Annotated in this window: 15 protein-coding genes; 10 read left to right on the forward strand and 5 right to left on the reverse strand. The window is 30.1% G+C overall.

Going from position 1 to position 14,242, the window contains the following annotated elements:
* Positions 1 to 89: 89 nt before the first annotated feature.
* From ACMZI9_RS03030 to def, 4 genes are read right to left on the reverse strand one after another with little or no spacing between them, the layout of a single operon-like run.
* Positions 90 to 689: a DJ-1/PfpI family protein gene (locus tag ACMZI9_RS03030; RefSeq protein ID WP_323680437.1), complete on the reverse strand. Its 600-nt coding sequence runs from the start codon at positions 687 to 689 to the stop codon at positions 90 to 92.
* Entirely contained in the window at positions 689 to 1,621 is a 933-nt protein-coding gene (locus ACMZI9_RS03035) for an MSC_0882 family membrane protein (protein ID WP_323680436.1), read from the reverse strand. Before ACMZI9_RS03035 ends, ACMZI9_RS03030 begins: the two co-directional genes overlap by 1 nt.
* Positions 1,622 to 1,623: 2 nt before the next feature.
* The gene (locus ACMZI9_RS03040; RefSeq protein WP_323680435.1) at positions 1,624 to 2,940 is read right to left on the reverse strand and encodes a hypothetical protein; all 1,317 of its coding nucleotides are present in this window, start codon (positions 2,938 to 2,940) and stop codon (positions 1,624 to 1,626) included.
* A gap of 32 nt (positions 2,941 to 2,972) precedes the next feature.
* Complete coding sequence (gene def / locus ACMZI9_RS03045; protein WP_323176770.1) at positions 2,973 to 3,530, reverse strand: peptide deformylase; 558 nt, start codon at positions 3,528 to 3,530, stop codon at positions 2,973 to 2,975.
* Between the two features lie 82 nt (positions 3,531 to 3,612).
* Here def and plsY point away from each other — a divergent pair, with 82 nt between their 5' ends.
* The gene (gene plsY / locus ACMZI9_RS03050) at positions 3,613 to 4,362 is read left to right on the forward strand and encodes a glycerol-3-phosphate 1-O-acyltransferase PlsY (RefSeq protein ID WP_323680434.1); all 750 of its coding nucleotides are present in this window, start codon (positions 3,613 to 3,615) and stop codon (positions 4,360 to 4,362) included.
* A gap of 50 nt (positions 4,363 to 4,412) precedes the next feature.
* Here plsY and eno read toward each other — a convergent pair whose 3' ends face one another.
* Entirely contained in the window at positions 4,413 to 5,774 is a 1,362-nt protein-coding gene (eno, locus tag ACMZI9_RS03055; RefSeq protein WP_416099251.1) for a phosphopyruvate hydratase, read from the reverse strand.
* A 392-nt stretch (positions 5,775 to 6,166) separates the two neighbouring features.
* On the opposite strand from eno, the gene rpsL reads away from it, so the two are divergent.
* The 9 genes from rpsL (at position 6,167) to rpmB (ending at position 14,039) form a co-directional block, all read left to right on the forward strand.
* Positions 6,167 to 6,583: a 30S ribosomal protein S12 gene (rpsL, locus tag ACMZI9_RS03060; RefSeq protein ID WP_257089175.1), complete on the forward strand. Its 417-nt coding sequence runs from the start codon at positions 6,167 to 6,169 to the stop codon at positions 6,581 to 6,583.
* Between the two features lie 50 nt (positions 6,584 to 6,633).
* Positions 6,634 to 7,104: a 30S ribosomal protein S7 gene (rpsG, locus tag ACMZI9_RS03065; RefSeq protein ID WP_257089177.1), complete on the forward strand. Its 471-nt coding sequence runs from the start codon at positions 6,634 to 6,636 to the stop codon at positions 7,102 to 7,104.
* Between the two features lie 14 nt (positions 7,105 to 7,118).
* Positions 7,119 to 9,209, forward strand: a complete 2,091-nt coding sequence (gene fusA, locus ACMZI9_RS03070) for an elongation factor G (RefSeq protein ID WP_257089179.1) — start codon at positions 7,119 to 7,121, stop codon at positions 9,207 to 9,209.
* A gap of 153 nt (positions 9,210 to 9,362) precedes the next feature.
* Positions 9,363 to 9,905 carry a tRNA (cytidine(34)-2'-O)-methyltransferase gene (locus tag ACMZI9_RS03075; RefSeq protein WP_323176774.1) on the forward strand — a complete coding sequence of 181 codons (543 nt, stop codon included), beginning with the start codon at positions 9,363 to 9,365 and terminating at the stop codon, positions 9,903 to 9,905.
* Positions 9,886 to 10,611: an RNA methyltransferase gene (locus ACMZI9_RS03080; protein ID WP_323176775.1), complete on the forward strand. Its 726-nt coding sequence runs from the start codon at positions 9,886 to 9,888 to the stop codon at positions 10,609 to 10,611. The genes ACMZI9_RS03075 and ACMZI9_RS03080 overlap by 20 nt, the downstream gene beginning before the upstream one ends.
* Positions 10,612 to 10,613: 2 nt before the next feature.
* Positions 10,614 to 10,874: a hypothetical protein gene (locus ACMZI9_RS03085; RefSeq protein ID WP_323176776.1), complete on the forward strand. Its 261-nt coding sequence runs from the start codon at positions 10,614 to 10,616 to the stop codon at positions 10,872 to 10,874.
* Positions 10,875 to 10,881: 7 nt separating this feature from the next.
* A complete protein-coding gene (gene ylqF, locus ACMZI9_RS03090; RefSeq protein ID WP_323176777.1) occupies positions 10,882 to 11,739 on the forward strand; it encodes a ribosome biogenesis GTPase YlqF in 858 nt (285 codons plus the stop codon).
* Between the two features lie 40 nt (positions 11,740 to 11,779).
* Complete coding sequence (locus tag ACMZI9_RS03095; protein ID WP_323176778.1) at positions 11,780 to 13,714, forward strand: DNA topoisomerase IV subunit B; 1,935 nt, start codon at positions 11,780 to 11,782, stop codon at positions 13,712 to 13,714.
* A 133-nt stretch (positions 13,715 to 13,847) separates the two neighbouring features.
* Positions 13,848 to 14,039, forward strand: coding sequence for a 50S ribosomal protein L28 (rpmB, locus tag ACMZI9_RS03100; RefSeq protein ID WP_257089198.1), 192 nt, complete (start codon positions 13,848 to 13,850; stop codon positions 14,037 to 14,039).
* The last annotated feature ends 203 nt before the right edge of the window (positions 14,040 to 14,242 follow it).

Consider the following 14,242-nt stretch of genomic DNA (forward strand, 5'->3'; position numbering starts at 1 on the left):
CATTTGTTATAGAAAATCTATCATTGTAATTAAAAATAACAAAAAACGAAAGCGCCTTATTTATAGGTGTTTTCGTTTTTTAGCCCTTTTTAACTTGGAAACTCAGGTTGTGTAAGCTTCCCAAAAGTCATATTTGAACGTACAGCATTAGAGAAGTCTTCACCATAAAAGTATTCTAATATAGTGAACCCAAAATCTAATGAAGCAGTTGCATTTGACGCTGTAATAAGGTTCCTGTCTATATTAGTGAATGGAGTGTTTTTTCAATTGTTAAAGTTAATGATTTTTCCATCTTTTCAGAATGGTTTACTTCATTCAGAAAAGAATGAAACGTATTTTTGGTCTTTGATTATATTAAATTCAGCTAAAACGTTTGGTGCATCACAGATAGCTGCAAGGGGTTTGTTAAGGTCATTAAAGAATTTGTTAATTAATTCTAATGATTGCTGATTTTGTCTAAGTGTTTGACAACCTCTACCTCCAGGTACGAACATTAAATCAAATTCATTTAAATTAACTGAATTAACAATGTTTGTTATTTTAACAATATTAAATTGTCCTGAAGCTTCTTTTAAGTTTGGAGAATAATAAGTAATTGATTCTAGTTTGCCTGAAGCGACTAAAACAGATAAAGTTGTGTTTAATTCTATGTCATTAAATTTATCTTCAATTATTACAAGAAGTTTCATTATTTTTTACCTCTTTTAATCACACCTTTTCAAATTAAGTATAAGAATACTGTTAAAGGTAATAATACAACTAAGATGAAAACAATAATGTAAGCTTTAATTCAAGCTTTATTCTCTAATCTTCTATCTGTATTTGTTTTAGCAACAACTTCTTCTGGGTTGTTTAAGATTGCTAATTTAATTTCAGCTTGTCTTTTTCTATCGTAAATTCTAAGAATGGTGAATACAATCGCAGTAGCTGCTATTGTAGTTCCTAAAATAATTAGCATATTTTTAGTGCTTCCAAAAGCATTATCTAAAATGTCTGTTCATTCAACTTTTGAGTTAATGTAAATTCATGAACCTTCTTGACCCATATTTACTTCTCAAGGGGATGTGAAGTAAAGTAAGCAAACTACAGCAATGAACAACCCGATATATGTTAAGAAGAATGCGTAGATTCAGCTTAAACGAAGCATTTTGAGTGTAATTGCTCTGTATGCTTCAGCAATAAGAACACCATTCATTTGTGTTCCGTTAATGTAACTGTTTTTAGTTATTTCTTCAGTTTTAACCCATGACTTACGTCTTGTTAAAGCTTTAATTCATAAACTTAATGAAATTAAGAAAATAATGCTTATTCCGATGTATCAAGCAATACCTTGTGTGTGAGGAGGTTTTGAGTTAAATGTATTAACAAAATAATTAATAATTGTAGCAACTATACAAAGACAGAAAATAGAAAATCATATCGAGAAAGAAAGTAATGCTAGTTTTTTCTCTCTTTTAAATAATTTAAGAATATTTTCAGGAACTATGCTTTTTGGATTTACATTAGTAACTTCGTTTGTGGCAACATTTTGAACTTGTGTTTGATTTGCATAAACACCAGTTGAACCAGATGAGTTTTGAACTGAAACTGGATTTTGATTTTGTTGTTCTTGATTATTCATAATTACTCACTTGCTCCTGTTGACATATTTGGATCTGGTTGAGGATTCTCTGTATTTGGTTGATTATTTGTGTTGCCTAAGGTTTCAGTTGTTTCTTGTTTATTAAGATCTTTTAAAACAGAATTTTTAAGGTTTCCTAAAATTCCTAAAGCTAAATCTGCTGTATTTGTTTTTTCAGAGATTGTTGGGTTAATTTTTAAAATCGCATCAACAATTTTTGATAAGTTTTGCTCTTGTGAACTATCTGATTTAGCTGCTGCTAACCCTAGCATTCCGAAGACATTTTTGACTTCTTCTGGAATTAATGTAATTGAATTTTGTTGTAATTCTTCATTGATTTTATCAACAACAAATTTTGTAAAGTCTGCTTTATTTTGTTCGCTTGAGTTCAATGTTGAACCAGGATTTGCTGCAATAAATTGAGCTTCGTATTTTGTAATGTAAGCTTCAAGTTCTTTATTGTTTTTTATTTCATTTTTAGATTTTTCATCTAGTAATGTAGGAATGTTTTTGGCAACTATATCAACAAATTTTTCATTTTCTAAGATAGCTGCAATAGTGTTTGAGTTTTTAAGTAATTTTTCAATATCATCTTTAGATAATGAATTTGGTTCCTTGATAAATTTAATTGCTAAATCATGTAATTCTGAGTCGACAAATAATTGAACCATTGAGAAAATCCCTGAAGCCAAGTTTGTTACAGATGAACCTTGGCCACCAGTCATAATTTTCACACCAATTTCTGTAGCTTTATTTGCTTTATTCGAGTTGGGTGCCATTGTTGAAATTACGTTAGCAAGTAATAATGAACCGGGTAAGGTAAGAATTACGTTTGTAATTGCTCATAAACCACCAAAACCTGCTCTAGATAATTTAGATCTTTTCTTATTTTTCTCTTTTCTTTTCTTTATTGTTGCTAAATGAATGATTCCGATTATTAATCATAAAAATCCTCTAACACCTCAGTAAACTGCTAAAGAAATGAATGTTATTGCAAATGTAAGAATTTCATATGCAGATTGAAATTTTTGATCTTCTTGTGCTTTTTTCTCAAATGCAGCTTTAAGAGCTACTGATAAAATAACAGAAACGATAATTGTGATAACTATTGAAACTGTTTTAAAAATAGTTCATTTTCATCTTAAGAATCAACCTGTTACAAATGAAAATAAAACGAGTGTAACAATTAAAATAGGCATTCAAATAGTTGGGTCTGAAATTTTAGACGACATCAAATTCGCGAAGAAGTCATATAACTTATCCATTGCGTTCGATGACTCACTACTTGATGATGTTTGAGTTTCAAAAAATGTAAGCATATTCTCCTTTCTATATTTTTTAGTTAGTTAAATTACAAGAATTTAGCTTTAGGTAGTTTCTTTCATGGGTTTTTCTTAGCAATTCTATCGATAAATAACATTCCGTTTAAGTGGTCTAATTCGTGTTGAAATACTATTGCTAAATATCCGTCAACTGTTAAGTTTTGGAATTCTCTGGCAAAATAGCTGTAAGCTCTGACTGTTATTTTTTCAGATCTATAAACATATCCTTCTTGGTCTGGTCAATCTTCGGAAACACTTAAGCAACCCTCACCTTCAGAAAGTGCAATTTTCTTATCGCTTTTAGCAATAATAACAGGGTTAAATAAAACATCTTTATAAATTGTGTTACCTAATTCATCTTGTATAAAAACATAAAAGACATTTTTTAGAACACCATATTGAACTGCTGCTACACCAACTCCAGCTCTAAATTCAGAACCGTCTTTTTGCGAATCATCAATGTGATAAATCATTTTCTCAGCTAATTCAATATCCTCATCAGTTAATGGAAGAGGTACGTCTTGTGATTTTTTTCTAAGTACTTTTTCTGGTAATTGTACGATTTCTACTTTAAATTTTTTATTCATAATATTAATTATAATATATTAAATTAATTATAATTTAATATAAATTAGCTAACGAAGTATATTCAATTAATTAGGAGGGACAATGACAGCGATTCAACTTAGCAATTCAATTTTGTTTAATATTTTATTATTCATTTTTGGATACATTGTAGGATCCTTAAACACTTCAATTATATGAGGGAAAATTGTTAGAAAAGATGTTAGAGAGCTTCATTCAAAAAATGCAGGAGCAACTAATTCCTCTAGAGTACTAGGAAAAAAAGCAGGACTATGCATTTTATTAATAGATATTTTTAAAACAATTTTAATGGTTTCAATTGCGTATGGATTGTGCAAGGCTATCAATAAAAATAGCTTAAATATGAGCCTATATGTATTTCCAATTTTATGTGGTTTAGGAGTTGTTGTCGGGCATTGTTTTCCTATTTTCTTCCAATTCAACGGTGGAAAAGGAGTTGCTACATCAATTGGTTTATTAATTTCAATCAACATTGCACTTTTACCAATTGCTGCAGTTATATTCTTTGCAGTATTATTCTGAAAAAAATATGTTTCATTAGCAAGTATTGTGTCAGCTCTTTTAATGACACCTGTAATTATGTTTGCTCACTGATTTTTAAGTTCAGATCTTTCTTGAGCAACTAATATGAAATGACTTGCTGATTATAATCAGCATACAACTGCATCGCTTTATAATTATCAATTAACTAGTGGAATTTTCTTTATAGCAGCGGTACTACTAATAGTTATAATGCACAGAGATAATTTAGTTAGAATTTTTAAGAACCAGGAAAGAAAGTTATCTTTTTTAGATAGAAGTAACAAAAAATAGAGAGACTTAAAATCTCTCTATTTTTTGTTAAATTAAATTAAATTAAATCATTATTTTTCAATGTTGTAGAATGCTTCTCTACCTTTGAATGAAGATACAGAACCTAATTCTTCTTCAATTGCTAATAATCTGTTGTATTTTGCAATTCTATCTGTTCTTGATAATGAACCTGTCTTAATTTGTCCTGTGTTCATAGCAACAGCAATATCAGCGATTGTTGTATCTTCTGTTTCACCTGAACGGTGTGATACAACTGCTGTCATATTTGCTTTTTGAGCCATTTGGATAGCTTCAAAAGTTTCTGTTAATGAACCGATTTGGTTAATTTTAATTAAGATTGAGTTCATTGATTTTTCTTCAATAGCACGTTTTAAAATTGCTGTGTTTGTAACTGTTAAGTCATCTCCAACAATTTGTAATTTGTTTCCTAATTCTGTTGTGAATTTTTTGAATCCTTCTCAGTCACCTTCAGCAAATCCATCTTCGATTGAAATGATTGGATACTTGTCAACTAAGTGTTTTAAGTAATCTAACATTTCATCTGATGTATATGTGAATTTAGTATCTGTTAAGTGTTCAAATCCAGGTAATTGTTTTTCAACAGCTGCTTTTAATTTTTTGAATGTGTATACACCATCTTCATATAATTCACTTGATGCACAGTCCATTGCAATAGCAACAGCGTTTTCACCTGATTTAGCAGGAACATATCCAGCTGCTTTAATAGCTTGAACTAAGAAGTCTAAAGCTTCTTCGTGTGATTTGAAGTTTGGAGCAAATCCACCTTCATCACCAACTTGAACACCGTGTCCGTGTTTTTTAAGTAATTTAGCTAAGTTATGGAAAACAAAGTTAGCCATTTGTAAAGCTTCACGGAATGTTTTAGCTCCAACTGGCATAATCATAAATTCTTGGAAGTCAATTGTGTTTGAAGCGTGTTCTCCACCATTGATAACGTTTAACATAGGAACTGGTAATTCGTGAGCGTTAAATCCACCTAAGTATTTGTAAAGTGGAATTTGTAATTCATTAGCAGCAGCTCTAGCAACAGCTAATGAAACTCCTAAGATAGCATTAGCACCGAATTTAGATTTGTTTTCTGTACCATCTAATTCAATCATTTTTCTATCAATTTCACGTTGTAATGTAACTTCCATACCTTCGATGTAAGGAGCAATATCGTTGTTAACGTGATCAACTGCTAACATAACTCCTTTTCCACCAAATCAGTTACTTTCATATTCAGAACCTTTGTCCCTTAATTCAAGAGCTTCACGTGATCCTGTAGATGCACCTGAAGGAACTTTAGCAATACCGTATCCACCGAATTCTGTGAATACTTCAACTTCAACAGTTGGGTTACCACGTGAGTCTAGAATTTCACGTGCGTGAATTTTTTTAATTGCTGACATTTAGTCTCCTTTATTTAATTTTTAATGTACATTTAAATTAATTAACTTTTCTTCTAGAAAAGTAATGTAATTATAACATTTTTAAATTTATATACTTTGAGCAAGTTTATCTGTGATTAATTTCACATTTTTGTTTAATTTTGTGCGATTTTTAAACTCTGTTAAGCTTGAATGTTCTCAAAAATAACTTTCAATGTAACTACCAAAACATTTATGTGTAAGCGTTAAAAGTATTTTTTCAAGGATTAATAAAACTAAATAAAAAAAATAAAAAATATTGATACACACGGGTAAGTTGTTATATAATTGCTTTGCTAAATTATTATCAAAATAAATAGCTTAACAATATTAATCTTAAAATTTATCAAATCACAAACGAAAGGAAGCATAAAATGCCAACAACTAATCAATTAGTTACAAATGGTCGTAGCTCAAAAATTAAAAAACAAAACGCTCCTGCTTTAAGCGTTAGCTACAACTCATTAATTAAAAAAGCTAAAAAAATGGCTTCACCATTTAAACGTGGTGTATGTACTCGTGTTGCTACAATGACACCTAAAAAACCTAACTCTGCATTACGTAAATATGCTCGTGTTAAATTATCAAACGGAATGGAAGTTACAGCTTACATTCCAGGAGAAGGACACAACCTTCAAGAACACTCAGTTGTTTTAATCCGTGGAGGACGTGTTAAAGACTTACCTGGGGTTAGATACCACATCGTTCGTGGAACACAAGATGCTGCTGGGGTAGCAAAACGTAACCAAGGACGTAGTTTATACGGTGCTAAAAAACCTAAATCAGAATAATAATTTAAATTAATTTATACACACAATAATTATTAATATAAGGAGGACATATGTCAAGAAAAAAAAGTGCCCCAATACGTGAAGTACTTGCAGATCCAGTTTTTAACTCTGTTATTGTTACAAAGTTAATTAACCAAATTATGTTAGATGGTAAAAAATCTATCGCTCAAGATATTTTATATTCAGCATTTAACATTATTAAAGAAAAAACTCAAAGAGAACCAATGGAAGTTTTCTTAGAAGCAGTTGAAAACATTACACCTCAATTAGAAATCAGAACAAGAAGAATTGGTGGAACAAACTACCAAGTTCCTACAGAAGTTTCTCCTCGTAGAAAACAAACATTAGCATTAAGATGACTTGTTCAATACTCAAGATTAAGAAATGAAAAAACAATGGATGTTCGTTTAGCTAATGAAATCATTGATGCATCAAACAAAACAGGTGGAGCTATCAAAAAACGTGAAGATACACACAAAATGGCTGAAGCTAACCGTGCATTTGCACACTTCAGATGATAGTCTAAGGTTTATTTATGGCTAGAGAATATGAATTAAAAGATTACCGTAATATCGGTATTATGGCCCACATTGATGCTGGAAAAACAACAACTACAGAAAGAATTTTATTCCACACAGGTAAAATTCACAAAATTGGTGAAACACACGATGGTGCTTCACAAATGGACTGAATGGCACAAGAACAAGAACGTGGAATCACAATTACATCAGCTGCTACAACAGCTTTCTGAAAAGGAAAAAGAATTAACATTATCGATACACCAGGACACGTTGACTTCACAGTTGAGGTTGAACGTTCATTACGTGTATTAGATGGTGCTGTAGCAGTTCTTGATGCTCAATCAGGAGTTGAACCTCAAACAGAAACAGTTTGAAGACAAGCTACAAACTACAAAGTTCCTCGTATTGTTTACGTTAACAAAATGGATAAAGCTGGTGCTGACTTCGCAGCTTCAGTTGCTTCAGTTAAACAACGTTTAGGTGGAAATGCAGTTGCTATCCAATGACCTATCGGTGCTGAATCAGATTTCGAAGGTATTATTGACCTTGTTACATTAGAAGCGATTAAATACAACGGAGAACCACAAGAAGAAGAATTTCCAACAGAAATTCCTGCTCACTTAAAAGACATCGTTGCTGAAAAACGTCAAGAATTATTAGAAGCGGTTGCTAACTTTGACGAAGAATTAATGATGTTAGTTCTTGAAGGTGGAGATTTAAGTGTTGAAGAATTTAAAGCTGCAATTAGAAAAGCTACTTTAACATCAGAATTCTTCCCAGTAGTATGTGGAACATCATTCAAAAACAAAGGTGTTAAGAGAATGATTGACGCTGTTGTTGATTATTTACCATCACCACTTGATGTACCACCAATCCCTGCTTTCGATGGGGATAAAGAAATATTTGTTAATGCAACAGACGATGGAGACTTTTCTTCATTAGCTTTCAAAGTTATGACAGACCCATACGTAGGTTCATTAACATTCTTCCGTGTATACCGTGGAGTTCTTGAAAAAGGAAGCTACGTATACAACACAACTAAAGAACAAAAAGAACGTATTGGACGTATTTTACAAATGCACGCTAACTCACGTGTAGAAATTGACGAATGTAGAGCTGGAGATATTGCCGCTGCTGTTGGTCTTAAATACACAACAACAGGAGATACATTAGTTGGAGAAAAATCACCAAAAATCGTTCTTGAAAAAATGGTATTCCCTGAACCAGTTATCTCACAAGCTTTAGAACCAGAATCAAAAGCTGCTACAGAAAAATTATCATTAGGATTACAAAAATTAGCTGCTGAGGACCCTACATTTAGAACATATACTGATGAAGAAACAGGTCAAACAATTATTGCCGGAATGGGTGAATTACACTTAGACATTATTGTTGATCGTTTAAAACGTGAATTTGGTGTTAAAGCTAAAGTTGGAGCACCTCAAGTTTCATACCGTGAAACAATTACAATTCCTGCTGAAGTTGAAGGAAAACACATCAAACAATCAGGAGGAAAAGGACAATATGGACACGTATGAATCAAATTCGAACCAAACCCAGATGGTGGATTTGAATTCGTGGACAAAATTGTTGGTGGAAAAATTCCTAAAGAATACATTAAATCAATTCAAAAAGGTCTTGAAGAAAAAATGGCAGCTGGTATTTTAGCTGGTTACCCAATGATCGACGTTAAAGCTACATTATTCGATGGATCATATCACGACGTTGACTCATCAGAAATGGCTTACAAAATCGCTGCTTCTAAAGCACTTACAAAAGCAAAAGATAAAATTGGTACAGTATTATTAGAACCAATTATGGACGTTTCAGTAGTTGTTCCATCAGATCACATCGGAGATGTTATCGGTGACTTATCAAGACGTAGAGGACTTGTTAACGACCAAGAACAAAGAAATGATGGAGCTGTTATTGTTAGAGCAATGGTTCCTCTTTCAGAAATGTTCGGTTACTCAACAGAACTTAGATCTATGACAAGTGGACGTGGAACATACCAAATGCAATTTGATCACTATGAAAAAACTCCAAAATCAATTGCTGATGAAATTATTAAACGTAGAAACATTCAAGATAAAGATGAAGATTAATATTTAAATTTTCACTTTAAATAATTTAAAAAAGTAGGTATATCCTACTTTTTATTTTTTACTTATTTAACTTATACACTATTGCAAAAGTAAAATTAACCCAATAATCAAGGAGTTATTAATCAGCATCATAATACTATGTATAATAGTATTATGTTAAATATAGTTTTATATCAACCGGAAATTGCCCCAAATACAGGGAATATAATCAGAACTTGTTATGCACTAGGTGCAAAATTACACATTATCAAACCAACAAGTTTTGACCTTCATCCTAAATATCTTAAAAGAGCAGGTGCAGGAAGAATGCTCAGTGACATTCAACATGAAATTCATAACTCATATGAAGATTTTTACAATAAGTACAAAGATAAAAAAATATTTTATGTAACTAGATATGGTTTAGAGACATATACAAATGTTAAATATAATGAAGTACACGAACAAACTGGTGAAGTGTGATTAATGTTTGGTAGAGAATCTACAGGTATTGATAAGAGAATCTTAAAAGAAAATTTAGAAGATTGCATCAGAATACCGATGGTTTCAGCTATGCGTTCAATTAATCTTGCTAACTGTGTTGCTATTTTAGGTTTTGAAGTTATGAGACAACTTGATTTTAAAGATTTATCAAAATTTGAAGTTGAAAAAGGAAAACATTACTTAGAACAATATGATGAAAATAATAACCAGTAAGCAAAATCAGTTTATCAAGGATGTTTATAAACTTTTAGATAAAAAATATAGAAGTAAAGAATCTAAGTTTTTAGTTGAAGGTTATCACTTAGTCAATGAAGCAAAAGAAAAGGGTATTTTGCTAGAAACAATTGAAGTAGTTGATAAAAATAAATTTGCTGATTCGATTTTAGTCACAGAGGAAATCTTAAATTATTTATCAGACACATCTACACCACAAGGAATTATAGGTATTTGTAAATTTCCTGATATCTCAAGATCAATTAGTAACAGAGTTTTATTTTTAAATAATTTGCAAGAACCAGGAAATGTAGGGACAATTTTTAGATTAGCGAGAGCCTTTGATTTTGATACTGTTATCATCCAAAATTTTGATTACTTTAACCCAAAAGTTATTCGTTCTTCACAAGGAGCACTTTTTGATTTAAATTTGATCAAGACAAATAATATTGATATTTTAAAGGAACTTAAAAAACAAAACTATATTTTATATGCAACTATGTTAGATACAAATGCTAAGAAGTTAAATGAAATTGATTTTTCAAAAGAAGAAAAAATTGTCATTATTTTAGGAAACGAAGGTAATGGAATTGATAATCAAACAGCTTCATTATCTGATGAAAAAGTTTACATTCCAATTTCATTTGAAAGTTTAAATGTAGCAACTGCTGCAGCAATTGTGTTGAACAAAGTTAGAAATGGGTAATTATGAATAAATTCGATAATTTAATTGAACAAATTAAAAACTATAACTTTCATTTATCTTTAGAAGGGTACAATAAAACAGAAGTTGAAAGTCATTTAAATGAATTGATTAGACAAATTAATGAAATTGTTAATGAAATAAATGAATCAACAGAAAGAACAGAATTATATAAAGCTCAATATAAAGAACTTTACAAAGAAAATAAAATTCTTGCTGAAGAAGTTAATAAACTTAGATTAGAACTGGAAAAATTAAATAAATAGGATAATTATGGAATTAGAACACAAAGAACAAAAATATGATAATTTAATTCAATGATTCCCTGGTCATATGGCAAAGGCTTTCAAGGAATTAAAAGAAAAAGCTTCATTAGCCGATATTTTTATAGTAGTTTTAGATGCAAGATGTCCAATTAGTTCATATAACGAAGACTTTGATAAAATTGCACCACAAAAAAAGAGATTGTTCATTATTACTAAATCAGATTTAATGGATCAATCGAAAAAAGCAAAAATTGAAAAAAGATTTGCAAGCGAAACGTTATTATGATTAGATCTTAGAAAATCATCTTCAAAACAAGTTATTTTAAAAACAATTAAAAAACTTTCACAAGAAAGAATTAATAAAAACAGAGAAAAAGGGATGTTGATAACCAGAATGAAATCATTTGTTGTTGGTGTTCCAAACTGTGGAAAAAGTACACTTATTAATTTAGTTTCAGACAAAAAAACTTTAAAAGTTGCTAACTATCCAGGTGTAACCAGAGAAAATAAGTGAGTTGTTAACGGTGAATATTTATTTTTAGATACACCAGGTATTTTGCTTCCTAAATTTGAAGATCAAGAAGTTGCTGTTAAATTATTAATCACAGGTGCTATCAAATTAGATAATTTCTCACCAGAGGTTGTTTCAATGAAGTTTTATGGATTAATTTCAAAATATTATCCAGAAAAATTAGAACAATTAGGTCTAAAACCATCTCAAGATGATATTGAAATTTACTCACAATTATTTAGCTATGGTGAAAGATTTAAAATTTACAAAGAAAACCAAAGAATTGACACTGTAAAAACTTACCAACATTTTATAAATTGAGCTAAAAATTTAGAAGGAGTTACATACGATTAATTCGTATGTTTTTTATTTAATCTTTTATAATATTTAAACTATGAGTCAAAACAATACATACAATGCAAGTAATATTCAACAATTAAAAGGGCTTGAAGCTGTTAGAAAAAGACCTGGTATGTACATTGGTGGAACCGATGTACATGGTTTACATCACTTAGTTTGAGAAATTGTAGATAACTCAATCGACGAGGCATTAGCTGGTTATGCAACTGAAATAATTGTTACATTGAGAAATGATGGTGGTGTTTCAGTTCAAGACAATGGACGTGGTATTCCGGTTGATAAAATTAAAGGTTCAACAAAAACAGCTGTAGAAGCTGCTTTCACTGAATTGCATACAGGTGGAAAATTTGATGATAGTGCATATAAAACATCAGGAGGTCTTCACGGTGTTGGAGCTAGTGTTGTTAATGCTTTATCAACAAAAGTTGTTGTTGAAGTTTCAAGAGATAAAAAGATCTATTTAACAGAATTTCAACAAGAAAAAATCCTTCAAAGAACTCACGAGGTAGGTGTATCAAAAAACACTGGAACAATAGTAACTTTCTGACCTGATTATCCACTTTTTAAAAGAGCTAAGTTAAGTTTTGACAAAATTTCAGAAAGACTTAAAGAAAGAGCTTTCTTAATTTCTAATTTAAAAATAATCTTAAGAGATCAAAATACTGATAAAACAGAAATTTATGAATACACTAAAGGTCTTGAATCATTCTTAAACTTTTTAAATGATTCAAAAGATTTAGTTTCAAAACCTATTTCATTTCAAGATGAAAAAAGAGGCATCTCTGTTGATTTTGCCTTTCAATGAACAACTCAATATGAAGATACAATTCTGAGTTTTGTTAACAATGTTAAAACAAGTGATGGTGGTTCACATGTGGTTGGACTAAAAACTGCATTTGTTAAATCAGTTAATAACTTTGTGTCAAAAGAAAATGTAGTCAAAGGTCAAAGAATTTATGAATGAGCAGACATTAAAGAAGGACTTAGCTGCGTTCTCTCTTTAAAAATTCCTGAAAGTATTCTTGAATTCGTAGGCCAAACTAAAGATAAATTAGGGACTCCAGATGCTAAACCTGTTGTTGAAGAAATTGTCTTTAAATATTTAGATTCTTGATTAAGTGAACACAAAGAGCAAGCTAAATTAATCATAGATAAAATTGAATCTTCATATGATTTAAGGCAAAAACAAAAATCATTAAAAGATGAAAGTAGAAAATCAAAACAAACAAGTAAAGAAAAATTAATTTTAAGTGACAAATTAAAACCTGCGACTGGTAAAAATAATGAACAAAATGAGTTATTTCTAGTCGAAGGGGACTCAGCTGGTGGTTCGGCAAAAAGTGGAAGAGATAGAAGATTTCAAGCTATCTTACCATTACGTGGAAAAGTCATTAACTCTGAAAAGAAAAAAATGGCTGAAGTTCTTGAAAATGAAGAAATCAACACAATTATTAATGCAATTGGAGCAGGATACGGTAGAGATTTTGATATTGAAAAATCCCAATATGGAAAAATAATCATTATGACTGATGCTGACACTGATGGTGCTCACATTCAACTTCTATTATTAACATTCTTTTATAGATTTATGAAACAAATGATTGAACAAGGAAAAATTTTTCTTGCACTTCCTCCATTATATAAAGTGACTCTTAAGAGCAGCAAAAAAATTCTTTATGCATGAGATGAAGATGATTTAAGTGATATGCTTGAAAATATAAAAGAATCATATGAACTCCAAAGATATAAAGGTCTTGGAGAAATGAATGCTGATCAATTGTGAGAAACAACTATGGATCCTAAAACAAGAACATTAGTTCAAGTAACAATTGAAGATGCTCTTATTGCTGAAAGAAGAGTTTCAGTTCTTATGGGAGAAAATGCTGAAAACAGAAGATATTGAATTGATCAAAATGTAAACTTTACACTTGAAGATAATTTCATTGAAAAATTAAACATATCTAATTAATCAAAATGATTTTTATAAAAAAACAATAAAATAAAGTTTTTTGCTATAATATCAAAGAATTTTATTTTTACTCTTTTTATAAAGACTAAATAAAAGTTTATAAACATTTATTACTTATAGAAAGGAAGAAATTATGTCAAGAAGAGACGTTTTAACAGGCAGAGGACCTCAAACAGGTAACAAACGTTCACACGCATTAAATGCTACAAAAAGAAAATTTAATGTTAACTTACAAAAAGTTAGAGTTACAATAGACGGTCAAAAAATGACATTAAGAGTAAGTGCAAAAACATTAAAAACTCTTAAAAACAAAGGGTTAATTTAATCATTTCTCTAATACTTTTAAATTAAACATATATATAATCAAAATAAATTACCTTGATCAAGTAATTTATTTTTTTATTTTTTTTAAAAAAAGCTTTGAATAAAAAAAATAGTGTTATAATATTCTTGCTTTTGATAGCAAAGAAGTTCTTTGAAAACTAGATATATACAAGACATGACAAGTCAATTTTTTTCGAGAGTTTG

It is taken from the genome of Mycoplasma sp. 4079, assembly GCF_047785185.1.
Lineage (GTDB): Bacteria > Bacillota_I > Bacilli_A > Mycoplasmatales > Metamycoplasmataceae > Mycoplasmopsis.